The sequence below is a fragment of the Anaerocolumna sp. MB42-C2 genome (assembly GCF_030913705.1).
In the GTDB taxonomy this organism is placed as follows: domain Bacteria; phylum Bacillota; class Clostridia; order Lachnospirales; family Lachnospiraceae; genus Anaerocolumna.
On sequence record NZ_CP133190.1, the window covers coordinates 5,610,401 to 5,635,725 of the forward strand.

The 25,325-nt window shown below is 35.3% G+C and carries 26 protein-coding genes; 18 read left to right on the top strand and 8 right to left on the bottom strand.

Going from position 1 to position 25,325, the window contains the following annotated elements; all coding sequences use genetic code 11:
- The first annotated feature begins 1 nt into the window (after position 1).
- The 6 genes from RBU59_RS24735 (at position 2) to mmsB (ending at position 8,668) form a co-directional block, all read left to right on the top strand.
- Positions 2 to 1,516 (top strand): sensor histidine kinase, encoded by a 1,515-nt coding sequence (locus RBU59_RS24735; protein WP_308145143.1) that lies wholly within the window; start codon positions 2 to 4, stop codon positions 1,514 to 1,516.
- Positions 1,509 to 3,107 (top strand): response regulator transcription factor, encoded by a 1,599-nt coding sequence (locus RBU59_RS24740; RefSeq protein ID WP_308145144.1) that lies wholly within the window; start codon positions 1,509 to 1,511, stop codon positions 3,105 to 3,107. The genes RBU59_RS24735 and RBU59_RS24740 overlap by 8 nt, the downstream gene beginning before the upstream one ends.
- Positions 3,108 to 3,148: 41 nt before the next feature.
- Positions 3,149 to 4,210, top strand: a complete 1,062-nt coding sequence (locus tag RBU59_RS24745; protein WP_442871719.1) for a substrate-binding domain-containing protein — start codon at positions 3,149 to 3,151, stop codon at positions 4,208 to 4,210.
- 434 nt (positions 4,211 to 4,644) lie between these two features.
- Entirely contained in the window at positions 4,645 to 5,808 is a 1,164-nt protein-coding gene (gene chvE, locus RBU59_RS24750) for a multiple monosaccharide ABC transporter substrate-binding protein (RefSeq protein ID WP_308145146.1), read from the top strand.
- Between the two features lie 161 nt (positions 5,809 to 5,969).
- Complete coding sequence (mmsA, locus tag RBU59_RS24755) at positions 5,970 to 7,508, top strand: multiple monosaccharide ABC transporter ATP-binding protein (protein ID WP_308145147.1); 1,539 nt, start codon at positions 5,970 to 5,972, stop codon at positions 7,506 to 7,508.
- Between the two features lie 2 nt (positions 7,509 to 7,510).
- Complete coding sequence (gene mmsB / locus RBU59_RS24760) at positions 7,511 to 8,668, top strand: multiple monosaccharide ABC transporter permease (protein ID WP_308145148.1); 1,158 nt, start codon at positions 7,511 to 7,513, stop codon at positions 8,666 to 8,668.
- 52 nt (positions 8,669 to 8,720) lie between these two features.
- Here the strand turns inward: mmsB and RBU59_RS24765 are convergent, their stop codons facing one another.
- On the bottom strand, positions 8,721 to 9,113 hold the full coding sequence (locus RBU59_RS24765) for a winged helix-turn-helix transcriptional regulator (protein WP_308145149.1): 393 nt from the start codon (positions 9,111 to 9,113) through the stop codon (positions 8,721 to 8,723).
- A gap of 121 nt (positions 9,114 to 9,234) precedes the next feature.
- Between RBU59_RS24765 and RBU59_RS24770 the strand changes: the two genes are divergently transcribed.
- A complete protein-coding gene (locus tag RBU59_RS24770; protein ID WP_308145150.1) occupies positions 9,235 to 9,759 on the top strand; it encodes a hypothetical protein in 525 nt (174 codons plus the stop codon).
- Between the two features lie 145 nt (positions 9,760 to 9,904).
- Here RBU59_RS24770 and RBU59_RS24775 read toward each other — a convergent pair whose 3' ends face one another.
- Positions 9,905 to 11,014: a DUF362 domain-containing protein gene (locus tag RBU59_RS24775; protein ID WP_308145151.1), complete on the bottom strand. Its 1,110-nt coding sequence runs from the start codon at positions 11,012 to 11,014 to the stop codon at positions 9,905 to 9,907.
- A gap of 50 nt (positions 11,015 to 11,064) precedes the next feature.
- Positions 11,065 to 11,298, bottom strand: a complete 234-nt coding sequence (locus RBU59_RS24780) for a hypothetical protein (protein ID WP_308145152.1) — start codon at positions 11,296 to 11,298, stop codon at positions 11,065 to 11,067.
- A 418-nt stretch (positions 11,299 to 11,716) separates the two neighbouring features.
- On the opposite strand from RBU59_RS24780, the gene RBU59_RS24785 reads away from it, so the two are divergent.
- Together RBU59_RS24785 and RBU59_RS24790 are read left to right on the top strand one after the other, a co-directional pair.
- Positions 11,717 to 12,232 carry a nitroreductase family protein gene (locus RBU59_RS24785; protein ID WP_308145153.1) on the top strand — a complete coding sequence of 172 codons (516 nt, stop codon included), beginning with the start codon at positions 11,717 to 11,719 and terminating at the stop codon, positions 12,230 to 12,232.
- Between the two features lie 95 nt (positions 12,233 to 12,327).
- A complete protein-coding gene (locus RBU59_RS24790; protein WP_308145154.1) occupies positions 12,328 to 12,882 on the top strand; it encodes a flavodoxin family protein in 555 nt (184 codons plus the stop codon).
- Here the strand turns inward: RBU59_RS24790 and RBU59_RS24795 are convergent.
- Together RBU59_RS24795 and RBU59_RS24800 are read right to left on the bottom strand one after the other, a co-directional pair.
- Complete coding sequence (locus tag RBU59_RS24795) at positions 12,879 to 13,337, bottom strand: DMT family transporter (protein ID WP_308145155.1); 459 nt, start codon at positions 13,335 to 13,337, stop codon at positions 12,879 to 12,881. The genes RBU59_RS24790 and RBU59_RS24795 overlap by 4 nt on opposite strands.
- A 25-nt stretch (positions 13,338 to 13,362) precedes the next feature.
- A complete protein-coding gene (locus tag RBU59_RS24800) occupies positions 13,363 to 13,785 on the bottom strand; it encodes a DMT family transporter (RefSeq protein WP_308145156.1) in 423 nt (140 codons plus the stop codon).
- A gap of 139 nt (positions 13,786 to 13,924) precedes the next feature.
- Between RBU59_RS24800 and RBU59_RS24805 the strand changes: the two genes are divergently transcribed.
- Positions 13,925 to 14,626, top strand: a complete 702-nt coding sequence (locus RBU59_RS24805; RefSeq protein ID WP_308145157.1) for a cyclic nucleotide-binding domain-containing protein — start codon at positions 13,925 to 13,927, stop codon at positions 14,624 to 14,626.
- Positions 14,627 to 14,733: 107 nt separating this feature from the next.
- Here RBU59_RS24805 and RBU59_RS24810 read toward each other — a convergent pair whose 3' ends face one another.
- Together RBU59_RS24810 and RBU59_RS24815 are read right to left on the bottom strand one after the other, a co-directional pair.
- Positions 14,734 to 16,020 carry a cation:proton antiporter gene (locus RBU59_RS24810; protein WP_308145158.1) on the bottom strand — a complete coding sequence of 429 codons (1,287 nt, stop codon included), beginning with the start codon at positions 16,018 to 16,020 and terminating at the stop codon, positions 14,734 to 14,736.
- 251 nt (positions 16,021 to 16,271) lie between these two features.
- Entirely contained in the window at positions 16,272 to 17,108 is an 837-nt protein-coding gene (locus RBU59_RS24815) for a LysM peptidoglycan-binding domain-containing protein (protein ID WP_308145159.1), read from the bottom strand.
- Positions 17,109 to 17,399: 291 nt separating this feature from the next.
- Between RBU59_RS24815 and RBU59_RS24820 the strand changes: the two genes are divergently transcribed.
- The 8 genes from RBU59_RS24820 (at position 17,400) to RBU59_RS24855 (ending at position 23,895) form a co-directional block, all read left to right on the top strand.
- Positions 17,400 to 17,711, top strand: a complete 312-nt coding sequence (locus tag RBU59_RS24820; RefSeq protein ID WP_308145160.1) for an ArsR/SmtB family transcription factor — start codon at positions 17,400 to 17,402, stop codon at positions 17,709 to 17,711.
- A gap of 447 nt (positions 17,712 to 18,158) precedes the next feature.
- Complete coding sequence (locus RBU59_RS24825; protein WP_308145161.1) at positions 18,159 to 19,106, top strand: DUF2156 domain-containing protein; 948 nt, start codon at positions 18,159 to 18,161, stop codon at positions 19,104 to 19,106.
- A gap of 29 nt (positions 19,107 to 19,135) precedes the next feature.
- Positions 19,136 to 19,768, top strand: a complete 633-nt coding sequence (locus RBU59_RS24830) for a S8 family serine peptidase (RefSeq protein ID WP_308145162.1) — start codon at positions 19,136 to 19,138, stop codon at positions 19,766 to 19,768.
- 314 nt (positions 19,769 to 20,082) lie between these two features.
- Complete coding sequence (locus tag RBU59_RS24835) at positions 20,083 to 20,574, top strand: pyridoxamine 5'-phosphate oxidase family protein (RefSeq protein WP_308145163.1); 492 nt, start codon at positions 20,083 to 20,085, stop codon at positions 20,572 to 20,574.
- A 351-nt stretch (positions 20,575 to 20,925) separates the two neighbouring features.
- Entirely contained in the window at positions 20,926 to 21,534 is a 609-nt protein-coding gene (locus RBU59_RS24840; protein ID WP_308145164.1) for an HD domain-containing protein, read from the top strand.
- A gap of 98 nt (positions 21,535 to 21,632) precedes the next feature.
- Complete coding sequence (locus RBU59_RS24845; RefSeq protein WP_308145165.1) at positions 21,633 to 22,208, top strand: flavin reductase family protein; 576 nt, start codon at positions 21,633 to 21,635, stop codon at positions 22,206 to 22,208.
- Positions 22,209 to 22,390: 182 nt separating this feature from the next.
- Positions 22,391 to 22,942, top strand: coding sequence for an HD domain-containing protein (locus RBU59_RS24850; RefSeq protein ID WP_308145166.1), 552 nt, complete (start codon positions 22,391 to 22,393; stop codon positions 22,940 to 22,942).
- A gap of 161 nt (positions 22,943 to 23,103) precedes the next feature.
- Positions 23,104 to 23,895, top strand: coding sequence for a helix-turn-helix domain-containing protein (locus RBU59_RS24855; RefSeq protein ID WP_308145167.1), 792 nt, complete (start codon positions 23,104 to 23,106; stop codon positions 23,893 to 23,895).
- A 173-nt stretch (positions 23,896 to 24,068) separates the two neighbouring features.
- Here RBU59_RS24855 and RBU59_RS24860 read toward each other — a convergent pair whose 3' ends face one another.
- On the bottom strand, positions 24,069 to 25,196 hold the full coding sequence (locus RBU59_RS24860) for a GGDEF domain-containing protein (protein WP_308148634.1): 1,128 nt from the start codon (positions 25,194 to 25,196) through the stop codon (positions 24,069 to 24,071).
- Between the last annotated feature and the right edge of the window lie 129 nt (positions 25,197 to 25,325).

Below are 25,325 nucleotides of genomic sequence, written 5' to 3' on the forward strand. Positions count from 1 at the left end.
TATGAAAAACAGTAATCAGATTGTGCGTATTAAATGGAATAAACTCTCCCTGCAGTGGAAATTAACAACAGTTTTTGTATTTACTTCTGTCATTATGTTGATTGTTAATTTTATTATGTATTTTAACATGAATCAGATGATGGGTAAAATTGACGAGGTGTATATCAGTAATATTAATTTAAATAAATTATCCGATTCTCTGAATGATTTGCAAAACAGTATGACGGATTATTTAAATACAAAAAGTTCGGATGCCATTGATTCATATTACAGGAATGAACAGAAATATCGGGAATTACTGGATAAGCTTAATACAAATATTACGGATAATGAAATGCTTTTAATGGAAAAGAACATTAAAAATATGTCAGAGAGTTATCTGGATACTGCATTTGATACCATACAGGCAAAACGGGGGAGAAATGTAGAAAAATATAAAGACAAATATGAAGTCGCCAAAACAGCATTTCAAGATATCAATGCTTTTATATACAGTCTGAATAATGAACAATTCAAATATAATTCCGTAAGTTATCAATTAATGTTAAATACGCTTCGGTATATGGAGATAATCAGCACATCGATATTAATTATCATTGCAGTAATTAATATAGGATTAATTATTCTACTTACCAGGTCCATAACAAAACCATTAAATAATTTAGCTAAAGTTGCGAATGAAGTATCAAAAGGGAAATTATATATTGATCCGTTGAAGGTGGAATCAGAGGATGAGGTAGGGGTAGTATCCAATGCTTTTAATAAGATGGTTCTTAATATAAGGGTTTATATCGAGCAGATTCGCGATAACATGGAGAAAGAAAGGGTACTAAAGGAAAAGGAGCTGCGGATGGAGGGACATTTAAAGGATGCCAGGTTAAAATATCTCCAGGCACAGATTAATCCTCATTTCCTTTTTAACACATTAAATGCCGGGGCGCAGCTTGCAATGATGGAGGGAGCAGATAAAACCTGCCTGTTCATAGAGCATATGGCTGAATTCTTCCGTTATAACATGAATAAAATGGATCAGTTCGTAACCATAGCAGATGAGGTTCGTCTGGTAGAAAGTTACATTTATATATTAAATGTACGTTTTTCGGGAGACATAAATTTCGAAAGAGAGATCGATGAAACTCTTTTAAATACCCAGATACCGGCTATGGTGCTTCAGCCGATAGTAGAAAATTCCGTCAATTACGGAATTCGCGGTATTAATTGGGACGGAATTATAAAAATTTCTTTATACCGTGGTGAAAATGACATCTGTCTTGGCATAACGGATAACGGAATCGGGATAGAACAGGACAAAATCGAGCAAATCCTGGCAGGACAGAAAATAGATACAGATCTGCCATATAATTCAAATGGTGTGGGACTTGTTAATGTAATCAGCCGGTTGAAACTCTATTTTAATCGGGAAGATGTATTGGAAATAAAAAGTGAAGGTAAGGACAAAGGAACAGAAGTAATCATTCATATTCCTGCTTACCATGGGGAGGTTGCAAATGTATAAAATAATGTTAGCAGATGATGAGGGCATTGTAATTGAATCACTTCAGTTTATTATTGAGAAGAATTTCAGTGGGAAATGTCAGGTAGAGTTTGCCAAAACCGGACGGAATGTCATAGAACTGGCAGAACATTTCAGACCGGATATAGCCTTTATGGATATTCAGATGCCGGGAATTAACGGAATAGACGCCATGAAAGAAATAAGGAAAAGTAATCCCGGAATACTTTTTATTGTTCTATCTGCTTATGATAAATTTGATTATGCACAAAAAGCAATTAATTTAGGAGTAATTGAATATCTGAATAAACCGGTAAGCCAGAAAGTAATCGTGGAAGTATTAGAAAGAGCGATGAAAATGGTAGATGAAAACAGGGAAAAAAGAAGCAATGATTTAATCATTAAAGAAAAGCTTGAAATCGTTGTACCGATTATAGAAAATGGGTTTATTTATTCCATTATGTTTCAGGAACATTTTACGGAGGATATTGATAATTACCGGAATATGCTTGGTATTACGGAAGATTACGGTTATATGCTGGCTCTGGTTTCAGGAGAATCTCAAAAAGGTAATTATATGACCAATGCGGTTGGAACCAGCATAAAGGCACAGATGAACTATCAAAAGATAAGAGAGCTGGTAAAAGAAGAGTATCCTTGTATCATTGGTTCGATTATGTCTAATAAGATCGCGGTTTTCGTTCCCTGTGAGAAAAAGAAACTGGATTATAATGAACGTATTGACTTAATTGAGAAATCCAGAAATCTTGCCCGTAAATTAAAAAACAATTTAGGAATCTCTTTTCGTATCGGAATCGGATCCATACGGCCTTTAAACGAGTCAATGGAATCTTACAATGAAGCTTTAAATTCTTTATTAAATACAACAGGAAGCGTAGCTCATGTGGATGATGTAACCCCCCGCTACAACAATGAAGAGGGGTATCCTGTGGATATAGAAAAATCCGTACTAAACAGTTTAAAAGAAGGAAATACGGCAGACTGCATCAGGCAGGCTAACGTATTTTTTGACTGGATGTCGGAAAAATATCTATCTGGGGATATGAATGTAAAACTGAAAGTATTAGAGTTGGTATTATTTGCAGAACATGAAGTATTTTTAAGCGGCGGTTCCAATTATGTATTTTCGGGAAGAGAGGATTATCTTGCTGCCGTTACTGAGTTTAAAGACATTACAGCATTAAAAAACTGGTTTATTTCAAAATTAACGGAAGCCAGCCATAATATCGTTATAAAGAAAGAAGAAAATTCCAACAGCATGATTAAGAAAGCACAGGATTATATCCTGCAAAATTTCAAAAAAGATATTTCATTAGACGATATCTCCAGAGAGTTAGATATCAGCCCTTATTATTTCAGTAAGATATTTAAAGATCATACCGGAACCAATTTTATTGAATATCTAACCAATGTCCGTATTGAAAAAGCTAAGATATTACTTCAGGATAATGAAAGAAGTATGAAAGAAATCTGCGGAGAAGTAGGGTACAGTGATCCTAATTATTTCAGCCGTATCTTTAAAAAATATACGGGAAAGACACCTACGGAATATAAGGAGGGAGGGGCAGTATGAATTGTCTCGCGAAAGACCTTCACGATTTAAGCTCCAAAAGCATGGGCGTTATTGTGAGAATTACTGCTTTGTGTTTCTTGTTTCTGCTGATTATTGTGTTAACAACCGGATGCAGTAAAAAGGGACAGGAGCCGGTTGAAAAGGAAAAGGAAGAGAAAGCGGCCATTAAAATCGGTATGACCTTTGATTCCTTTATTTTGGAACGCTGGCAAAGAGATCGGGATGTATTTGTCTCCAAATCCAAAGAACTGGGAGCAGAAGTGAATGTACAGAATGCCAATGGTGATTTAAAGGAGCAGATATCACAAATTGAATATTTTATTGAAAAGAAAATGGATGTCATTGTAGTAGTAGCAATTGATTCTAAGGGTATCTCCGAAGCGGTAACCAAGGCAAAAAAAGCCGGCATAAAAGTGATTGCTTATGACCGTCTGATATTGAATGCCGGTGTGGATCTATACATTTCTTTTGATAATGAAAAAGTAGGTGCCCTGATGGCAGACTATATGAAAGATAATTTACCTCCTAATGGAAAAATCTTAATGATCTGCGGTCCTTTAGCAGATAATAATGTTTCCCTTGTTATGGATGGTTTTATGAATGGTATTAAAGGTACGAAATTAGCTGTTATTGGTACGGAATATGCAGCTGGATGGCATCCGGAAACAGCTTTTACCGTAACGAATCAATATCTTCTGGTACGCAGTAAATTTGACGGAATTATGTGCGGAAATGACAATCTGGCGGGTCAGGCCATAAAAGCACTTGCTGAGAGAAGGTTGGCCGGAGAGATTTCTGTTGTTGGCCAGGATGCGGATTTAGATGCCTGCCAAAGAATCGTAGAGGGCACCCAGAATATGACGGTATATAAACCGGTGGAGAAACTGGCCAGTCTGGCAGCTGAATATGCGGTAGCAATGGCTAAGGGTGTAAAAGCAGAAACAAAAGATACGTTCTTTGACGGAGCACAGGATGTACCGTATGAGAAACTGGAACCCATTGCGGTTACGAAAGATAATATGGATGAGGTTATTGTGGGAGATTATCACCTTAAGGAAGATGTTTATTTAAATATACCAAAAGAGGAACAGGACAAAAATTAATGCACAATGGAATAAGCAGAATTTTATTTTGATACCCGGATTCATTAGCAAAAAAATGCTAAGGTCCGGGTGTTTTTTTATTTCACAGAAAGTTCTCTGAACTTCCCTATGAAATAAAAAAGCCCTATCGGGCAGGATGCACATGACGCGCCAGCGCTAGAGTCTGGCTTGCCAGACTCGTTTTTACCGTACAGAAAATTAAGTGCTTGTTTCAGGCGGAGTACAGCTTCCGTCTGAAATGCCAGCAAAAGCAGGTATAAGTATTGATCATGCAGCGCAGCGAATTGCGAATAGTTGATCCGGTTAGCACTGAAAATAAAAAAATCCAGAAAAAAATATACAGATAATCGAAAAATAATGCTATTTCATCTATGGTATAGTTTGTTTGTAAACAAAAACATGTTCATAACATGAAAAAATAGGAGGTATTTTTTATGAAAAAGAAAATGCTTGGTGTTTTGTTAGTTCTTACCTTAGCTGCATCTATGCTTGCTGGCTGCGGAACCAAATCTACAAACACAAGTGCACCGGCTGATACCAAAGAAGCCGAAGCAACAGCAGAACAGACTGCTGAAACAACTCCGGAAGCTACAGCTGAAGAACCGGCTGCTACTACGGAAAAAGGTTTAGTTGGGGTTTCCATGCCAACGAAGGATTTACAGCGTTGGAATCAAGATGGTGAAAATATGCAGAAACAGTTAGTTGACGCCGGTTATGAAGTTGACTTACAGTATGCAAGTAATGATATTGCAACTCAGGTTTCTCAGATTGAAAACATGATTGCAAACGGATGTAAATTATTAGTAATCGCTTCTATCGATGGTGATTCTTTAGGAACTGTATTAACACAGGCAAAAGATGCTAATATTCCTGTAATCGCTTATGACCGTCTTATCATGAATTCAGATGCTGTAACATATTATGCTACATTTGATAACTACATGGTTGGTACAAAACAAGGTGAATATATCAGAGATGCTCTTGATTTAGATAATGCAGCAGGTCCTTTCAATATTGAAATCTTCACTGGTGACCCAGGAGATAACAATGCAAAATTCTTCTATGGCGGTGCTATGGATGTATTAAATCCTTACATTGATGCAGGAAAATTAGTTGTTAAATCCGGACAGAAAGAGTTCGAAGCAGTTGCAACTGCTAACTGGTCTACTGAAAATGCACAGAACAGAATGGATGCTATTATCGCTTCCAACTATGGTGACGGAACGAATCTTGACGCTGTTCTTTGCTCCAATGACTCTACTGCACTTGGTGTGACAAATGCTCTTGCAGCATCTTATACAGGTAAATATCCTGTTATCACCGGTCAGGACTGTGATATAGCAAATGTTAAAAACATGAAAGCTGGAAAACAATCCATGTCAATCTTTAAAGATACCCGTGAACTTGCTGCTCAGACTGTTAAAATGGTAGACGCTATCATGCAGGGTGGTGAAGCACCGGTTAATGATACAAAGTCCTATGACAATGGTACAGGAATTATTCCTACCTATCTGTGTGAACCGGTATTTGCAGATGCTACAAATTATAAAGAATTATTAATTGATTCAGGATATTATAAAGAAGCAGATTTACAGTAATTATTTTTATACAATAGGGAAATACTTCTATTATATAAAAAATGCTAGAAGTGTACGCTTGACAATTATAAGATGTCAAACGGCCATTCATCTTAAGCATCATCATATTCTACAGGCGAGTCTTGATTACTCGCCTGTAATTCAGATTGGGAGGGAATGAATTGAGTAAAATACTGCTGGAAATGAAAAATATTACAAAAACCTTTCCCGGAGTTAAAGTATTGGATAATGTAAATCTTAAAGTGGAAAAGGGAGAGATCCATGCTCTTGTTGGTGAAAACGGTGCCGGTAAATCCACTCTTATGAATGTGTTAAGCGGTATTTATCCTTACGGATCCTATGAGGGAGATATTATCTTTGATGGAGAAGTATGTAAGTTTTCAAATATTAAGAACAGCGAAGAAAAAGGAATTGTTATTATTCACCAGGAATTAGCTTTAGTTCCTTACATGTCCATTGGAGAAAATCTTTTCCTTGGTAATGAAAGAGGAAAAAAAGCAGCGATTAACTGGAATGAGACTTACGGAAAGGCGGATAAGCTGCTTCGTACCGTAGGTTTAAAAGAATCCTCCCGAACTCTAATAAAAGACATAGGTGTAGGTAAACAGCAATTGGTGGAAATTGCGAAAGCACTTGCTAAAAATGCTAAACTGTTAATTTTGGATGAACCTACTGCATCCTTAAATGAGTCTGATTCAAAAGCTTTATTGGATTTACTTTTGGAATTTAAAAAGAATGGCATGACTTCCATTATTATTTCCCACAAATTGAATGAAATTTCTTATGTAGCAGATAAAATTACAGTTATCCGTGACGGTGCTACGATTGAGACTTTGGATAAAAATAAAGATAATATCAGTGAAGCTAGAATTATAAAAGGAATGGTTGGCCGGGAACTTTCTGACCGTTTTCCGAAAAGAATTGAGAAAAAAATCGGCGATATTAAGATGGAAGTTACTGATTGGTCGGTTTACCACCCCTTATACACGGATCGTAAAGTGGTAGATAACGTATCCATCAATGTAAGAAGCGGTGAAGTAGTGGGGATATCCGGACTTATGGGCGCCGGCAGAACTGAGCTTGCAATGAGTATCTTTGGCAAGAGTTATGGTACCAATATATCGGGAAATCTCAAAATCAATGGAGAGGCCGTGAGGTTAAACAGCGTAAAGGATGCCATTAATAAAAGATTAGCATATGTTACGGAAGACAGAAAAGGGAATGGTGTAATATTAAGTAACCCTATCAAGATTAATACGACACTTGCGAATCTTCAAGCGGTCAGCAATAATTCCATCATAGATAAAGACAAGGAATATGCAGTAGCCGTTCAATATAAACAAAAACTTAATACGAAATGTACTTCGGTTGAACAGAATGTAGGTAATTTAAGCGGGGGTAACCAGCAGAAAGTGCTGCTCAGTAAATGGATGTTTGCAGATCCGGATATTCTAATCCTGGATGAACCGACCCGCGGTATCGATGTTGGTGCAAAATATGAGATTTATTGTATTATCAATAACCTGGTAGCAGAAGGCAAGTCAGTGATTATGATTTCCTCCGAACTGCCTGAGGTCTTAGGTATGTGTGACCGCATCTATGTTATGAATGAGGGGAAAATTGCCGGAGAACTTAGCAGTGAGGAAGCATCACAGGAATTGATTATGTCCTATATTTTAAAATCAGGTAAAGGAGAATAACCATGGAAAATGCAAAAATAGTAATGAGAAAATATACAATGGTCCTAGTTTTGTTGCTTGTAACATTGTTTTTTACCTGGATGACCAACGGTAAAATGCTGTTGCCTCAAAATGTAAACAACTTAATTGCGCAAAACGCATATGTATTTATATTAGCAGCAGGTATGTTATTATGTATCTTAACCGGCGGTAATATCGACTTATCCGTTGGTTCCGTAGTTTGTTTTGTAGGCGCTATAGGCGGTACCTTAATGGTAAATGGCAAAGTGAATATATTTGTAAGCATTTTTGTTATGCTGATTGTCGGTGCACTTATCGGAGCATGGCAGGGCTTCTGGATAGCCTATGTAAGAATACCGCCTTTTATTGTAACATTAGCCGGTATGTTTGTATTCAGGGGTCTTTCCAATGTAGTATTAAAGGGTTTGACAGTTGCTCCTATGCCGGACAATTATTTAAATTTATTTAACAGCTATGTACCGGATGTTTTAGGAGGTCCGAAGAACTTTAACTTAACCTGTATGGTTGTAGGTATTGTGGGCTGCTTAATTTATGTATTAGTTATTATTAAAAACCGCAGAAACAAAGTAAAAAATGGTTATGAACTGGAGAAACTAACAGGAGTAATCGTAAAAGGTGCAATTATCTGTATCGCAATTCTTGCATTTACATTCCGCCTTGCTCAATACAAGGGTATTCCTACTGTTTTAATATGGGTTGGAGTAATTATCGCAATCTATGCATATATTACATCTAAAACTACAACAGGCCGTTATTTCTATGCTGTAGGCGGTAATGAAAAAGCAACGAAACTTTCCGGTATTAATACAAATAAAGTATATTTTACCGCTTATTTAAACCTGGCTGTTTTAGCTGCTGTTGCAGGTATGGTAACGATTGCACGTTTAAATTCAGCAAATCCCACAGCCGGAACCAACTATGAAATGGATGCAATCGGTTCCTGTTTTATCGGTGGTGCATCAGCCTACGGTGGTATCGGTACCATTCCCGGAGTTGTTGTAGGTGCGATCTTAATGGGTGTTATCAACTTGGGTATGAGTATTATGGGTGTAGATGCGAACTATCAAAAAGTTGTTAAAGGCCTTGTATTACTTGCTGCTGTAATTTTTGATGTTGTTTCTAAAAGAGAAAAAAAATAAATAAAAAAATAATTTTAAAGAATTACGACTTTTTAGATAAGAATGGGATTATTCAGTCACATTCAAAATCTTTCAAGTAGCGGGTTCCCCAGGTGCACATACTATCCAGAATAGGTATGATACTTTTTCCAAAATCAGATAAAGAGTATTCTACTTTGGGTGGTATTACCGGATATACCACACGGTTAACTAACCCATCATTTTCTAATTCACGTAGTTGCTGCGTAAGCATTTTTGGTGTAGCCTGGGGAATCACTTTACTAAGTTCGTTGAAACGGAGCGTTCCGTTAATAAGACGCCATAATATTATAGATTTATATTTTCCGCCAATTAAGTCAAGGGTGGCTTCAATAGGGCAGCTATATTTACTGCTTTTATTATTTAAATTTTCATTTGCTTCTGTATGGACCGCAGGATGACTGCGGTTAATTTCTGCCTGTTTCATGGTTTTACCTTCTTTCGAAAAAAATGTAATAAATTTTCAACTGGATTAAAATTTGGAATTTTAACAAATCCTATACAGAATCATATAATAAACCATAAATGTATTTTATAAGGATTAATATATGAACCGAACAAAAATAATAGTTATAGGAGCTTTAATGGCCGGGATTGCAACTATTTTTCAATCGATTCCTTTCTATTTATCGGAGGCTTTTGCATTACTCACAATTTTAAGCGCAATTCCCGTTTATACCGCAGCCAGGACAAATCCTGTGTCAGGAGCTTTATCCTATGTGATAACTGTGATTCTACTCCTTTTTGTTAGTCCCCATGAAGCCCTTATGTTTTTATTTACTAATGGTGTAGTTGGTCTGTCACTTGGATCTACCAGTTATTTTAAGTTAAATAAAATTCTGTCCGTAGGCGGAAGTTCAGTCATACAGACAATTTTTTTATGTATTCTAAATTATGGATTAGACATCTCTATCTTTGGTATAAAAATACCCGGAACAATTATAATACAGTTGATACTGATACTTGGATCTACTATGGGTTATAACTTCGCTTACCAGGCTTTTGCAGATTTTATTTATAAGCGAATAAAAACTTCAGGAATTACTGATATTGGCGCTAATGAAAAAAAATAATAATATCATATTGTAAAAGGTCTGCTTGAAAGAAGTGATTTCAATTTTACAAACAGACCTTTATAAATTTATAGAAAGGATGTATATTGCTGCAGGGCCGCCAGGACACGAAAGTGTCAGCAGGCTGACTTTTTATACATACCATTTATTTTATTGTAATTATCTCGTATACTTTATTACCTAAACCTAATTTAACAGCATGGTCGATGGAACTCTTCCAGTTTGTAGTGGGGTGCATATTAGTAAAATGATCGTGGTGATTCTGTTTCTTTTTGGATAGCTGGCTTCCGGCTATGACAGGCTGCTTATTTACAGCATCGGCACATGCCACATCCAGGGCAACCGGATCAAAAGAGGCGAACATACCTACATTTGGAACCAGGGGAATATCATTTTCGGAGTGGCAGTCACAGTTAGGTGAAACGTCAACAACCAGGCTTATATGAAAATGCGGGCGGTCCTTTAATACGGCATAAGTATATTCTGCTATTTTATAATTAAGAATATCATTTGCCTGATCGCCCCATGGATTAATGGCATCAAAGTTGCAGGCTCCGATACAACGACCACAGCCAACACATAGATCATGATTAATACCGGCTTTACGGTGTTCATCAAATGTTATGGCATCATGGGCGCAGTTTTTTACACAGGCGCCGCAACTTTTACAGATATCTATATCTACATTAGGTTTTCCTGAACTATGCATCTCCATTTTACCGGCGCGGGAACCGCAGCCCATACCTATATTTTTAAGTGCTCCTCCAAAACCGGTGGATTCGTGGCCTTTAAAGTGAGTCAGTGAAATAAAAATATCTGCATCCATAATAGCACGGCCGATTTTAGCCTCCTTTACATATTCACCGTTTATAGGTACATAAGCTTCATCCGTTCCCTTTAATCCATCTGCGATGATTACATGACATCCGGTTGTAAAAGGATTAAATCCATTCTCATAAGCAGAATCAAGGTGATCCAGGGCATTTTTTCTTCTCCCTACATAAAGGGTATTACAGTCGGTAAGAAAAGGTCTTCCGCCTTGTTCTTTTATAAGGTCGACAATAACTTTAGCATAGTTGGGTCGAAGATAGGACAGGTTTCCGGGCTCACCAAAATGAATCTTAATTGCTGCATATTTATTATTAAAATCAATATTAGTGATATCTGCTTTTTTAACCAGTTTTTCCAACTTTTGCAGAAGGTTGCAACTAGAAGTGGCTTTAAAATCCGTAAAATATACCTTTGAGGTTTCCATAGATTATCTCCTTTATTTTAAAACTTTGTATTTATTTGCTTATTACAGCATCAGGCCAATAACAATTCGTGAACAATTACTTCTTCAAGATTTTCTTGTTTTGGATTTGCTCTATTAAGAAGAAGTACAGCTTTTCTATCATCACAGTCAACCTTAAAATCTCCTGTTTTTCTCCAGTTAATATCATCAACAAATTCAATCCTAATATCCCAGCCTGGGGATATACGCAATTTCTTGCACCAATTTTCAAAAGACTGAATTATTTTATTTTCATCAACGTTCATTATAACCTCCAAAATAAAAATCTTTTCATTCTTAATGTTAAATATTGCTGACTAATTGTATGGTATTATTATACGTTATATAATTGCTTAAAATCAATATATTTGTTATTCACATCTTAATTTAAAATGATCATATATAATAAAGAGTCACTAATATTGACTTTTGAAATTTCATCACTAATACAGATTAATAGATTACTGTTCACAAGCAACAAACGCGACGTGTCTTTTGGGAGTGCAGTGAAGCGAAAGGCATAGAAAACCCTAGAATTGCAGCGTAGGAACGCTGTCTCTTCGTTTTGTGTGCATCGAAAAGTCTGTTATTATTCACGGAACTGCTGCTTTTTGCAGGGGAGTAAACAGTAAAATTAATATTACTTGAAAGTTACGTTACTTCAGTTATAATTAAGAGGTAAGAATGATTATAGTTTGTGAGAAAGGCGTGGTAATAAGTATGGATTTTACTAAGGTAGTTTTGTCTAGAAGAGCAATCCGTAACTATAAAACGGATCCTGTTCCGGAGGAAATATTACAACGGTTATATGAAGCAATGAATGCAGCTCCATCCGGAAATAATCATCAACCGTATCGGTTTATATTTGTGAGGAAAGATGATATACGGAAGGAGCTAGCTTTAAGGGCATGCCATCAGGACTTTTTATTAAATGCGCCAATATTGGTTGCAGCCTGCTGTGAGAAAGACAGGGCATTTGATACGGCAATTGCTATGGAGCATCTTATCCTTTCTGCAACGAATGAGGGTCTGGGTTCTTGTTTAATCGGATGGTTTGAAAGGGAGATTGTAAGAGAAATTCTGAATATTCCGCACAATCATGAGATTCCGATTTTGGCTTCCATCGGTTATGCAGCTGAAAGCCCAGAAGCAAAACCGAGGAAACCTTTAAATGAGTTAATATCATATGATCGGTTTTAGTAGAAATATATAAACAGTTTTATTTATGATAATATAGAAAATTGAATCCTTTAATCCATTTAAATGGTTGTTATCGGGATTCAGAAAGAGGTATTATGAAAGTATTAATTATATCTGGAACACCCAAAAGTGAGGGGTTATCCTGTTCCTGCGAAGAAGCTGCCTTAGCCGGGATTATAAATGCCGGTGCAGAAGCTGAAGTAATTAAATTGTGTGATTATAAACTTTCACGCTGTGCCATGTGCGGTGACGGATGGGGTACCTGCCGTGACAAACATACCTGCATCTACGGTGAAGACGGATTTAACGAGATTCAGTCAAAAATAACTGAAGCAGATTTATTAATTTTAAATACTCCGGTATATTGGGGAGATATGACAGAGATCATGAAAGCATTTTTTGACCGCTTCCGCCGTTGTGAGGCATTAAAAGGCGCTGAAAGTGTAATGGCAGATAAAAATGTGCTGCTCATTGCCTCTCCGGGAGGCAGCGGCAATGGTCTGATAAGCTGTTTAGAGCAAATGGAGAGATTATGCAGGCATTTAGGTGCCAAAATATATGATTTTATAGGTGTAAACAGATGGAACAAGGAATATAAGCTTGCTGCAATTAAAGAAGCTGCAGCTTCCATGGTGAAATCCATATCTTAAAAGCTTTTGTTGAACGGCCCTTTCTTATCAACCCAGAGATTATAGGTTAAACCTATAAAGACCAGAAGTCCTCCCATACATTTTCCTATGGATACTTCCTTTAATATAAAATAATCAATCATAATTCCTGTAAACAGCTGGCCTATAAAAATAAGCAGTGTAATATAAAATGCAGAGAGTCTGGGCGTTATATAATTGGATGCCATGATTATTACAACTCCCGCCAACCCCCCGAGGTAAGCCCATAATGGTACTATATTACGAAAAACCGAGGAAAAGATGGGTTTATCGTTACTGACAAGATAGACGATGCTTGATAAGCTTAAACCGGTTATATAGTTGATTAAGGTGCTTTGTTTAGTGCCTATTTGTTCAGCCAGCTGTGCATTTATTATTCTGCCAAGTACAATGGATACTCCTGCTAAAAAGGAAAGTATTAAAGAAACAATTAACATAAACTTTTCTCCTCTAAAATATTTTCTAATAAATAGTCATAACCAGGATCCCGCCTGCAATAAAAAACAATCCGATTAACTTTTTAACTTGGAATCTAGAGGGTTTTATACCAATTAAGCCGAAATGATCTAATAGAAGCGATAAAACAGTCTGGCCAAGCAAACCTAATGCCTGTGTCAAAGACACTCCAAGATTCATGAAACCAAGATTAGTAAATATCACAGTTGCAACACCTATAAAACCTGCACTATAGAAATAGATAGGAATATTGCGAGTTATTTTTACAGATGTTTTACTAACGATTAAAATTATAATTACGGAGACAAGACCAACCACATGAATCAATACAGTGGAAGCGTAGTTTCCATATGTTTCGGATAAGGTCCCATTGAGAAGAATCATAACGGAAGTGATAACCCCGATAATCAGGGAAATAAAATAATTCATTGTGGTGTTACCTCCATAACCAAAAGTATTTACAAAATCATGTTATATTAGTAATTTAACATAAAGCGGTTGAGTTTTGCTATGACATATGTCATACTGATTAAAAAAGATAAAGTATAAAGGATGTTGATATTTACCTATGGAAAAAATATATAACGGGAAAGTATTGGATAAATACATCTCACAATATCATATGGATCAGTTGTTTACAAAGGACATGAGGTCTTATATGGAGTTGTTTTACTATCAGAAAAATGAGTTTATAGTGCGGGACAGTGAAAAAATGTCGTACTTAATTTTCCTGGTAAATGGCAAAGCTAAAGTCTTTACTACCTTAAGTAATGGCAAATCCCTGTTACTTTGTTTTTATCAGGACTTTAAAGTGTTAGGTGATCTTGAGATTACCGGTTCACCAAATGCAGTTACGAATATACAAGTTCTGGAAGATACGATCTGTATTGGTATCCCAATAGAGAAAGTTAAGGTTTTACTAATGGAAGATGCTAAATTCCTGCGTTTTATCTGCGGTTCCTTAGGCGACAAATTATACCGCTGTTCGAAAAACAGTTCTATTAATTTGCTTTATTCTTTAGAGAATAGACTGGCCAGTTACATTTATACGGCAGGAGATAGAATAAAAGATTCAGATGGAAGAAAGACAAAAATTATATTCAAAGAAAATATGACAGAAATCGCAGAGCTTTTAGGTACAAGTTACCGGCACTTATTAAGGACCTTAAAAGGATTATACCAAAAGGGTGTATTGCGAAAGGTAAATGATGGGTATGAGGTTTTGGACGAACTGCATTTAACCAGATTATCAGCTGATTTATACCGTTAATAGAAACCAATTAATCGGTTATAGGGTGGAGGGTCCATATTTCATGTTGCAATAAAAAAGGTATATTGCCAGTTATTTTTCTGGCAATATACCTGCTCTTTTTTAGGTTACTCATTTATTACTTTTCTTTTTTCAATGTCATAATTCCTTTGATAATCCAACAACTCTTCATAGGGTTCCGCAAATAAATTATCTTTTTTTGTTGACTCGTTATTATCTGATTTAAAAGAAAGTTTTAGTAAAACAGGAGCTACGATAGTGGTAAAAACAACTACAACGACTATTGGACCAAGAAAGTTCGGAGACATTAATCCTACCGAATTGCCTTTACTTGCTACAATTAAAGCTACTTCACCCCTGGAAATCATACCTACACCGATCTGTAAGGATTCTTTTGTAGTATATTTACAAAGTTTTGCCCCCAGTCCGCAGCCTACTATTTTAGTTAAACAGGAAACAATTACCAGGATTACAGCAAAAATTAAAATACTGTGATTCATATTTGGCAGTTCCACTTTCAAGCCAACACTGGCAAAAAAGACAGGAGATAAAAACATATAAGATAAGGTATCAAATTTTGATGCAATGTATTCATTCTTTTGTGAATTGGATATGATAAGACCGGCTATAAAAGCACCTGTGATATCTGCTACACCAAAAAAAGTTTCTGCAATATAGGACATAACTAAGCAAAATACAAATGCAATTATGGTAAAACGGCGCATATCTTTATTATACATATTGGTCCATTTTTTAAAGATAAAATAAAAAAATATCCCTACCGGAATGCAGAAAATAAAGAATCCAATAATCTTTAGCAACACAAGCAGTACATTTATAGAGGAATCTGCCAAGCCAGTAATTATGGTAAGTGCTATAATTCCTAAAATATCATCAATAATTGCTGCACCTAATATGGCATTACCGGATCGGGTATTAAGCTTACCCAGTTCTTTTAGAGTTTCCACGGTTATACTTACAGAAGTTGCTGTTAAGATAACTCCTATAAACATATTCTGCAAAAATACACTGGTGTTGATATTAGACTCTATTATACCCGGTCTGTTAAAGATAAAAGCTATTCCAAATCCGCCGGCTAAAGGTATCAAAACTCCCATTAATGCGATTAAAAAGGCTGCTTTACCGGTTTTCTTTAATTCTCTAATATCAGTTTCCAAACCGGCGCAAAACATTAAAACAATAACACCGATTTCGGATATTTGGTGAATCAGGCTTGTCTCCTTAATAATTCCAAATAAAGCAGGTCCTAATAATAAGCCGCCCAATAAAGCACCTACAACCTGGGGCATCTGAAATCTTTTGGTAATTATTCCTAGTACTTTAGTGCATAGCAAAATAATTGCTATATCCAGTAAAAATTGATAGTTTTCCATTTCGGGTCCTTCTCCTAATGTAAATTTCCAATACTAATTAAAAATAATGTAAAAAAAACAACATTCATATAGCATTATAACATAATATGTTGAATTATGTAAGTATAAATATAAAAATAAAAAAGTTGTGTAAAATCGTAGGATTGCAGCGCAAAAACGCTTTTTTTTGCGTTTTGTGTGCATCCCAAATTGTATTCTTAAACAGGATGAGCAGTATGATTTTACACAACTTTTTTCTCGTATTTTATTAACTATTTAACAAAAACCATGATACCGTATCTTGCAGTTATTAGTTTAGACCACAACCAGGCATTAGTCGAGGTATCATCAAAATAGAACATAGCGCCCTTTGAGGGATCATTTCCATTTAATGCTGCTTTTGCTGCTTTTATAGCAATTGCGGATGCCGGTTTATTAATATAGCCATTTTTAACCGGAGTGAACTGATAATAATCTCCGGCAACGTGATTAATAACTTTCGTTATTGTATCCGGCCAATCCGGGCTTTGTACTCTGTTAATGACAACAGCTCCGACCCCGACCATAGCATTATAAGGTTGTCCGGTAGTTTCTGCTGTTATTAGCCTTGCCAGTAAGTCCAGTTCTTTAGGTGTATAAGAGATGACTGCACTTGAGTTAGTTGTAGACATTTTCGCGTTCGTAGATAATTTGTTTGCTTTCACCGTTGCTTTTTTCACTGTTGCTTTTTTTGCTTTGCTAGTTTTGGCAGGTGCAGGCAAAACTAGCTTTTTACCTGGTTTTAAACTATCGTTCCATTTATTATTTGCTCTTCTTAATGAAGCAACAGTTACTTTACTCTTCTTAGCAATGAGGAACAGGGTATCCCCTTTCTTAACCTTGTAGGTCTTTGCATTGACGTCAATTACCTGACCTGGATAAAGAGTATTGGTTTTTAGATTGTTATCTGACTTTATGGTCTTCACAGGAGTGTCAAATAAGCGACCAATCTTGTATAGTGAATCATTCTTAAGAATAGTATAGTCAGCTGCCGATACAGTAGTGGAACTGATAGTAACGGATAATATTAATCCAAATGCAAAAACAGCAGCTTTTCTAAATCTGTTCATAGGTACCTCCTTTGGGTTGGTGATCCATTTATGGCAGCAATTCCTGTACCTACTATTCTAAACCAGAATGACATCTGGGTATATATCGAATTGTTAGCAATAGAGGATGTTATGTGCAAAATTGTATAAAACTGTATGTGAAATATTGAAAATATGGCATTTTGCACAAAATAGATAAAAACCTTATGGATATAGAGTAAAGGATATAGGAATAGAGTAAATATAAACTATTGACAGTTTCATTATGAAACCTTAAAATTAATATAGTTCGAATTATTACGAGGTGACATTATGAACGAGAAATATAATGAATATGCTCTATTATTTAAGGCTCTTTCCGATCCTAACCGGTTATTAATTATAGATTACCTGTTAGGAAGTGAACGTTGTGCCTGTGTAATATTGGAGAAATTACAAATTACCCAGTCTACATTATCCTATCATATGAAAATTCTTTGTGAGAGTTCGATCGTTAATGTACGAAAAGATGGAAAATGGATGCATTATTCTATAAATAAAAATAAGTTTGAAGATTTAAAAGAAATTCTCGATAAATTTTCGAACAGTGATTCAGATGGAACATTAAGTTGTTTTTGTAAATAATCATAATAGGATTTATCAAAACAGTAAAAAGTTTTGACAAATCTTTTTTTATTGCATAGGAAAGTTCTCCGAACTTACCTATGCAATAAAAAAGTCTTTCAGGCAGGATGCGCATGACGCACTTAAGGAAGATGTCACTGTCGTGACAGCGCGTCAGCGTGGAGTCTGGCAAACCAGGCTCTTATTTTTACAATTAGTCAGCACTTTCCTATCAGTTCTAGAGAAAATTTTCGTTTATATATGTTCTAGAGAAAAATTCTGTTTATATATTGACAATTATCAATATGTTTTTTATAATGAGATAAATTGATAAGTATCGATATATCTTCTGTTTTATAATAATTTATAAAATATTACATTGAGTAGAACAATTATGAGAATTATAAACAGAAGAGTTTAATTAAAGTTTCCAAAGATAAAAGAAAAATTATAGTAAAGAGGTATAATATGGATCAGTTCAAGAAATTAACCATTGAAGATAGAGATATTATAGAAAGCTATTTGGATAAGAATAAACACAGGGCTTGCGATTATAGCGCAGGGAATCTGATTCTGTGGTCGGATGTCTATAATACCCGATATACAATCGAGAAGGATATGCTTTTCATAAAATTTATTAAAGATAATGAGAATTATTTTGCGTTTCCAATGGGAAGCGGTAATATAAAACAAGCTTTCGAATGGCTGACTGCATACTGTAAAGCACAAAAAATTGAATTTAAAATGAATCTGATTGAGCCATTCATGTATAAAGAAATAGAGAAATTATATCCGGGAGAATATGAGATAGCTTATGTCAGGGACAGTTCAGACTATATATATTTGATTGAAGATTTGCATCATCTTTCCGGCAAGAAATATCATGGCAAGAAAAATCATATAAATAAATTTATTAAAACTTATCAGGACTGGGCTTATGAGACAATTTCGGATGAGAATACACAAGAATGTATAGAAATGGTAAAAGAATGGGGCAAGGAGAATAAAAGCAGTGAGAACCCATCAAAAGCGGATGAAATCAATGTGTTGATTAATGGTTTGAAGCATAGAAAAGAACTTCATATGATTGGGGGTATTATTAGGGCAGAAGGCCGTATCGTTGCGCTGACCATGGGTGAAAAATCAGGTGAGGATATGTTTATTATACATTTTGAAAAGGCATTTGCAGATGTTAACGGTGCATATCCAATGATAAATCAACAGTTTATTATACATGAACTATCCGGTTATACATATGTAAACCGGGAAGAAGATATGGGGATAGAAGGATTGCGCAAAGCGAAAGAATCGTATCATCCTGTATTTATGGCAGAAAAAGGTATACTTGTTAAAAAGGTTGCTTTTAGAACTGTAATTAAAAATATTAAAGAAATTACGGATTCCTGCATATATTAGAATAATGATAATATCGGATGGTTCTATGTATGCCTGATGGAAAAGCGGAGAATCAATTAAATTTAGCTTTGGATGTTTCGGAACAGACCAGGGCAAAAACCTTAGATTTAAATGTAGGTTATATGCCGGCATTAAACATGTGGGAGTTAATTGTAAAATATAGCGGAGATATTAACAGAATTGCAGAGGAATTAGAGTTAGTAATCGTACCTCTTCAAAACGAATATGCAATTATCACGATTCGGGAAGACTTAATTGACAGGTTATCCGATTATCAAGAGATTGAATTTATTGAAAAACCAAAAAGGCTGTTTTATAATGTAGCACAGGGACGGACAGCATCCTGTATTAACCCTCTTCAGACAGCACAGTATAACCTGTTTGGAAGAGGAGTCATTGTTGCCATCATTGATTCCGGAATTGATTGGACTCATCCTGATTTTCGTAATGAAAACGGAACAACCAGGATTCTGGAATTATGGGATCAGACGATTCCGGGAAATCCACCGGCCGGTTATGCAATCGGTACGGTGTATAGCAGAGAACAGATTAATGCAGCTTTAGCCGTCAACAATCAGGCCGAACGGCTTACGATGATACCCAGTACGGACTTATCCGGTCATGGAACCCATGTGAAGTGTTTGAATACAAAAAGTATGTAAGTGCTGAAAATACTGAAAAATATAAAGAAACATTATTTATAAAATTTATAAAAAGATATGAAAAGAATGTCTCTCTTTCATATCTCAAGCTGTCGGCATTCTGTATGTTGATAGCTTTTTTATCTTATAGACTTACGAGAAAATTACGTCCAATAAGATAAAAAGCTCCCTCGGGCAGGATGCGCATGACACACCAGAGGTGAATCAAAACAAATAAGCACTATACCGTGTACGTAATTTAATTTTAAATATGACATATTGTTGTCTTAATTATCATGTTATAATAAAGAAAAATTTAATAGGAGGAGTTACAAATGAGCAGGTACGAAGAAGGATTAAAATTAATCGAGGAAAGGTGCGGCAACGGAAAAGATAATCTCATCTCTCTTTCAACCATCGCAATGGAACCGAACGATGATGGAAAACCCCGTCCTTATATCCGTGATGTAGATGCTTATTATGAAGACGGTGTGTTTTATGTTAGTACTTGGGCGAAATCAACAAAAATGCAGCAGATAGCTCAAAACAAAGAGGTTGCATTTTCTGTTTGCTCCGAGTGGTTTTCAGGAAATGGAATTGGAGAAAACCTTGGATGGGTTTTAGATCCTAAAAACGCAGAGCTGAGGACAAAACTTCGTAAAGCGTTTGCCGAGTGGTACGATATTGCAAACAATGAACAAAATGAAAACTGTATTATCCTGGCAATCCGTATCACAAGAGGTACGGTGATTAAAGATCACGGTGCAAAACGTTATAATATGGACTTTGTGAATAAGATAGAAACGGATGAAGGAATAATTAGGTAAGGCTTTAAGCGGTAACTATAAACATTTTTATTTATTACATATTATCCTATTAATATTCAGCACATACACAGGAAAAAGGTATGTGCTGTTTTATTTTTTTGTTGAATAATGTCCATGGAAAGTATTAATGACTAATATAATTGGAATAAAAAGGTAGAACGATTCCTATTATGGTGCTATAATATAAGTGATACCTTTATATGTAATCGGCAATCATCCCTTTCAATCATGTCCGTACTCATTGCTTAATTAACCAGTATTCACTTCACTTTCAGAAAATCACATAAATCTAAAAAGAGTATCGGATTTTATATAGTTAAAAATACTACAGAATTAGATAGGAGAACATATATGACTTTAACGGTAAATAAAGCGGAGATGGAATTGGAGATCGGAGCCAAAATGAATCCAGGTGTTTGGAAGCAGCATAGTATTTCAGTTGCAAATAATGCAAGACTTATTGCGGAAAAAATTAAAAATATGGACAGTAATAGCGCTTATGTTATGGGGTTGATGCATGACATAGGAAGAAGAGAAGGTGTAAAAGCTATATTACATATTTTTGATGGATATGATTATATGATGAGCATCAATCAACCTGAGATTGCTCGCATCTGTCTGACACATTCATTTCCGATAAAGGATGTTAATACCTTTTTTGGAAAATATGATTGTACTAATGATCAGATAGAATTTTTGGATGAATTTATCTCTAATGTCACATACGATGATTATGATTTGCTGATTCAGTTGTGTGATGCCATATCTTTACCCAATGGTGCCTGTATTATGGAAAAAAGGTTTATCGATGTAGCTTTGCGGCACGGACTTCCCCAATTTACCCTTGATAAGTGGAGAGCATTTTTGAATCTGAAAGCGTATTTTGACGAAAAGTGTGACTGCGATTTATATTCTTTGTTGCCCAATGTTATAGAAAATTCATTCAAGAGTCTTATATAAATTTAAGTCATAGAGCAGTATTATTCACATTGTTCTGAATTAGAAACTATGTATTAATTCAGAACATACAAAATTTAAATAAAAGGAGTGTCAGATTCATGTTTAAGATAGATATAAAGCCGGATTGTGTATTTAGCCCTCAACCTATGTATCTCATAGGTACAAAAAATGAGAATGAGGCACCAAATTTTTGTATCATAACCTGGATGGGTTTTTCTTTTGATAAGACACCTCACATAATGATGACTATAGGTGGTAGAAAACAAACGAAAACGAACATTTTACGTGATAAAATGTTTTCGGCAAACTTAATCAGCGAGGATATTATATGGATTGCAGACTATTTTGGTACTACAATGGATGAAGAAAAACTTAAGAATGATATTCAGTTTGATTATAAATGGGGTAATTATTTAAAAGTGCCTGTTTTAGAGCAGAGTAACTGGGTTTATGAATGCGAAGTAACTAAAATAATAGAATTAGATGGAAGCCACCTGTTTTTAGCTGACATAAAAAACATACAGATAGATAAGAGATTCGAAGAAATGGACCTTGAAATGATTGATTTGAAAATGCTGAATCCGGCAATATATGCACCATATAATTACTTTTCCATAGGAGACAGAATAGGTGGATGTGGGGAATGGAAGAATCATTTACTCAAAACTAAATAAAAAACAAAAAGACCTTTATGGGAACAATAATAAACTCAGGTATATTGGTAATTTAACTCTATTTCCCCCACTCTTAAGCCACTGCATTTTTGGTGGAAGAGAATTTATTATATCATGCATTGGCTTATGCAATAGGTTAAATATGCGTTCTAAATAGTACCCATAGAATGGAGGCTGAAGATATGGAAAACTATTTTGAAAAAATAAAAAAGTATTTACATAATGGACATGCTAAAGAAATGGATAATCGCATTGAAAGACTTCGAATGTATATAGATGAAATTCTATTAGATATGAAGGATACTCAGGAAAGAAGATGTGGGTATCTTCATCTTTATGGGGTATCACAAACATGTGCTTTTATAGCTCTCAAAAGAAATCAAGATGTTGAATTGGCGACAATGGCTGGTATGTTACATGATTTACATTCTTACAAAACACAAAATACGGATAAACATGCTGAACAAGGTGCAGTTTTGGCTCGCCAAATTCTTGAGGAGTTGTCATTAACAAATGAAAATGAAACAGATTTAATATGTTCAGCTATTCGCAACCACAGTTCAAAGGCGATTGTACATTCTGCATTTGATGAAGTATTGAAAGATGCAGATGTTCTGCAGCATTATGTATATAATCCGCTTTTTCCAGTGATGGAACATGAAAAAAACAGGTTGCAGAATCTATTGACTGAATTTGGAATAAAACCTCATCAAAACGATTATGAATACCGATAATGAAACAGTTGCGCAAGTTGTTGGCGAGATTAAAAGTATAATAAATTAACTGACCATGCAGCGTGAGAAATAAAAGTATGGCACAAGACAATTAAGTGCAAGTTTATTCAAGAAAAATAAACTACCGGCTGTTATTATATTTTTAAGCGAGGTGAAAGAATATGGATTGGATGTATATAGTACAGAATGCAATTGAAGAAATTGAATCAAAAATGAATGAAGATATAGATGCTGATTTATTAGCAGAACATCAATTTGTTTCATCTTTTTATTTTCAGAAAATGTTTTCTGCACTATGTAATTGTACTGTTGGAGAGTATGTTAGAAACAGGAGATTAACTTTAGCAGGATTTGATATTGTAGATACAAACCGGTCAATTCTAGATATAGCTGTGTGGTACTGCTATGATTCGGCTGAGGGGTTCTCAAAAGCATTTTCTAGATTTCATGGAATTACTCCTATAGTAGCTAGAAAAAATAAATCCAATCTTAAAGTATTCGCAAAAATCTCGTTATTAAAAAATTTAACAGGAGGTAAAATAATGTTAGGAAGTTTAGGTGAAAGAGGTTATATTGTTAAGGAAACAGGAGCGGTATATTATTCAAAAGATATGGACAGAACGTTGAAGTGGTTTAAAGAAATACTTGGATGGTATGGTCAGATTGAAGCACGCAATGATCTAAATGAGGGAACATATGGATGTGTAAATAATATTCCTATTGAGATTGAATCCTTACACATTGCACCATTTACGGGCATTCACTTGTTTTATGGTGAGCCTTTAAAACAAATGGTAGGTTTTATGCTTGTTCAAGGGATAGAGCAACTGCATACTTTTGTAAAAAGCCAAGGCTGGAATGAAATTTCAGATATTAATGTACAATCCTGGGGCGGAAAAACTTGTTCGATTACTACAATTGATGGAAGTATACTTACTTTCTTCGAATTATGATGCCGGGGCTATAAGCCTCAATTATGGGTTTTTGACCCAGCATCATGGTATCAGGTAAGCATAACATGAAGTCGTTAATTGGATTATTTTGGATTCCGCTGCGGGAGTTCTAATAGGCAGAGTAAAATTTCAGGTGGATTTAACGGTATAATACCTTAAATCTACCTGAAAATCTAATGATAGACACGAATAGCATTTTTTATCTCTTTCGCTTCATATAATGCCTGGTCTGCATGGATAAACAGCCTCGCTGCGTTACAATCATCCGTATACGGAGCGATTCCGAAACTGGCGGTTAAATTAAGAGTCGGGTAATTAATCTTAAACAGATCTTTTAATATGGTTTGAAGCCTTTCACAGGTCGATACCACCTCATCTATACCGAAATTCTCATAAATCAGACAAAATTCATCACCGCCATAACGAAAGACGGACGGACCCGCACTATATTTCTTTAATACTGTAGCAAAATCGATTAAACAATTGTCCCCGACATGGTGACCGAATTGATCATTAACACTTTTAAAATTATCAATATCTGTGATTACAAATACAAAACTGGGGGCTCTGTTCATTTCCAGATCCCTCATTGCATCATGTAAAGCTTTGCGGTTAAATACTCCTGTTAATTCATCTAATTTGAGTTTTTGCTCAAGCAGCTCTCTCTCCAGTTCTTTTTGTATACTCGCTTCATTTTTCTTTCGCATATAAGCTATCTTAATCATACATACGATAGAAGTTGAGATTATAATAGACAGTGAGATCAGGAATTCCGAAAACCGCAGGGTGCTTGCATAGACACTTGGCTTATCCGAATCCCATTTAATAAATAACTCCGAGCCTATTAGTGCTGTTATACTTAGTAAGGCAGTAATACCAGTGACGCGATAACTTGCATAGATGGTTGTTAATATGATTGCAAGAATAAAGAGAAAATGGGTTGAAGTAAATGCACTATGAGCTGTAAACAAAATAAAAGATATAATTACTAGATTAATAGATACAACATAAATTTTCTGATCCTGCGTTAATTTCTTTGCCCGCATTGCAAGGGTATCACAGATAATACAAATAAAATTAACTGCACTTGGTGCTATTATGAATTTAAGGATAAAGCGGTTTACTGTTGTTGTTAACATTACTGAATTGATTAATATGACAGCCATGAAACATTCCACCAGAAAGGCAAATAAAAATAAGCCTATGGAGATTTTGTACTGAAAGAGCAGCCAATCATTGTCTATTCTTTTATATTCTTTTCGGATTTCATTGATATGGATTTCATCAAGGTTATTAATCATGTAAGTCAATTAGGGATAAACCCGGCTCCTTTTTATACTGATTGTATTAATTATAAAAGAAGCATTTGTATTGTGCAAGTGAATATTGATAATAATTACTTTTATTAGCATAGAAAGGTAATCAGGCGA

What these genes read in the sequence shown, in the direction of transcription:
- RBU59_RS24735 (WP_308145143.1), top strand. Translation starts at nt 2, where the DNA reads ATGAAAAACAGTAATCAGATTGTGCGTATTAAATGGAATAAACTCTCC.
- RBU59_RS24740 (WP_308145144.1), top strand. Translation starts at nt 1,509, where the DNA reads ATGTATAAAATAATGTTAGCAGATGATGAGGGCATTGTAATTGAATCA.
- RBU59_RS24745 (WP_442871719.1), top strand. Translation starts at nt 3,149, where the DNA reads ATGGGCGTTATTGTGAGAATTACTGCTTTGTGTTTCTTGTTTCTGCTG.
- chvE (WP_308145146.1), top strand. Translation starts at nt 4,645, where the DNA reads ATGAAAAAGAAAATGCTTGGTGTTTTGTTAGTTCTTACCTTAGCTGCA.
- mmsB (WP_308145148.1), top strand. Translation starts at nt 7,511, where the DNA reads ATGGAAAATGCAAAAATAGTAATGAGAAAATATACAATGGTCCTAGTT.
- RBU59_RS24765 (WP_308145149.1), bottom strand. Translation starts at nt 9,113, where the DNA reads ATGAAACAGGCAGAAATTAACCGCAGTCATCCTGCGGTCCATACAGAA.
- RBU59_RS24770 (WP_308145150.1), top strand. Translation starts at nt 9,235, where the DNA reads ATGAACCGAACAAAAATAATAGTTATAGGAGCTTTAATGGCCGGGATT.
- RBU59_RS24775 (WP_308145151.1), bottom strand. Translation starts at nt 11,014, where the DNA reads ATGGAAACCTCAAAGGTATATTTTACGGATTTTAAAGCCACTTCTAGT.
- RBU59_RS24780 (WP_308145152.1), bottom strand. Translation starts at nt 11,298, where the DNA reads ATGAACGTTGATGAAAATAAAATAATTCAGTCTTTTGAAAATTGGTGC.
- RBU59_RS24785 (WP_308145153.1), top strand. Translation starts at nt 11,717, where the DNA reads ATGATTATAGTTTGTGAGAAAGGCGTGGTAATAAGTATGGATTTTACT.
- RBU59_RS24790 (WP_308145154.1), top strand. Translation starts at nt 12,328, where the DNA reads ATGAAAGTATTAATTATATCTGGAACACCCAAAAGTGAGGGGTTATCC.
- RBU59_RS24795 (WP_308145155.1), bottom strand. Translation starts at nt 13,337, where the DNA reads ATGTTAATTGTTTCTTTAATACTTTCCTTTTTAGCAGGAGTATCCATT.
- RBU59_RS24800 (WP_308145156.1), bottom strand. Translation starts at nt 13,785, where the DNA reads ATGAATTATTTTATTTCCCTGATTATCGGGGTTATCACTTCCGTTATG.
- RBU59_RS24805 (WP_308145157.1), top strand. Translation starts at nt 13,925, where the DNA reads ATGGAAAAAATATATAACGGGAAAGTATTGGATAAATACATCTCACAA.
- RBU59_RS24810 (WP_308145158.1), bottom strand. Translation starts at nt 16,020, where the DNA reads ATGGAAAACTATCAATTTTTACTGGATATAGCAATTATTTTGCTATGC.
- RBU59_RS24815 (WP_308145159.1), bottom strand. Translation starts at nt 17,108, where the DNA reads ATGAACAGATTTAGAAAAGCTGCTGTTTTTGCATTTGGATTAATATTA.
- RBU59_RS24820 (WP_308145160.1), top strand. Translation starts at nt 17,400, where the DNA reads ATGAACGAGAAATATAATGAATATGCTCTATTATTTAAGGCTCTTTCC.
- RBU59_RS24825 (WP_308145161.1), top strand. Translation starts at nt 18,159, where the DNA reads ATGGATCAGTTCAAGAAATTAACCATTGAAGATAGAGATATTATAGAA.
- RBU59_RS24830 (WP_308145162.1), top strand. Translation starts at nt 19,136, where the DNA reads ATGCCTGATGGAAAAGCGGAGAATCAATTAAATTTAGCTTTGGATGTT.
- RBU59_RS24835 (WP_308145163.1), top strand. Translation starts at nt 20,083, where the DNA reads ATGAGCAGGTACGAAGAAGGATTAAAATTAATCGAGGAAAGGTGCGGC.
- RBU59_RS24840 (WP_308145164.1), top strand. Translation starts at nt 20,926, where the DNA reads ATGACTTTAACGGTAAATAAAGCGGAGATGGAATTGGAGATCGGAGCC.
- RBU59_RS24845 (WP_308145165.1), top strand. Translation starts at nt 21,633, where the DNA reads ATGTTTAAGATAGATATAAAGCCGGATTGTGTATTTAGCCCTCAACCT.
- RBU59_RS24850 (WP_308145166.1), top strand. Translation starts at nt 22,391, where the DNA reads ATGGAAAACTATTTTGAAAAAATAAAAAAGTATTTACATAATGGACAT.
- RBU59_RS24855 (WP_308145167.1), top strand. Translation starts at nt 23,104, where the DNA reads ATGGATTGGATGTATATAGTACAGAATGCAATTGAAGAAATTGAATCA.
- RBU59_RS24860 (WP_308148634.1), bottom strand. Translation starts at nt 25,196, where the DNA reads ATGATTAATAACCTTGATGAAATCCATATCAATGAAATCCGAAAAGAA.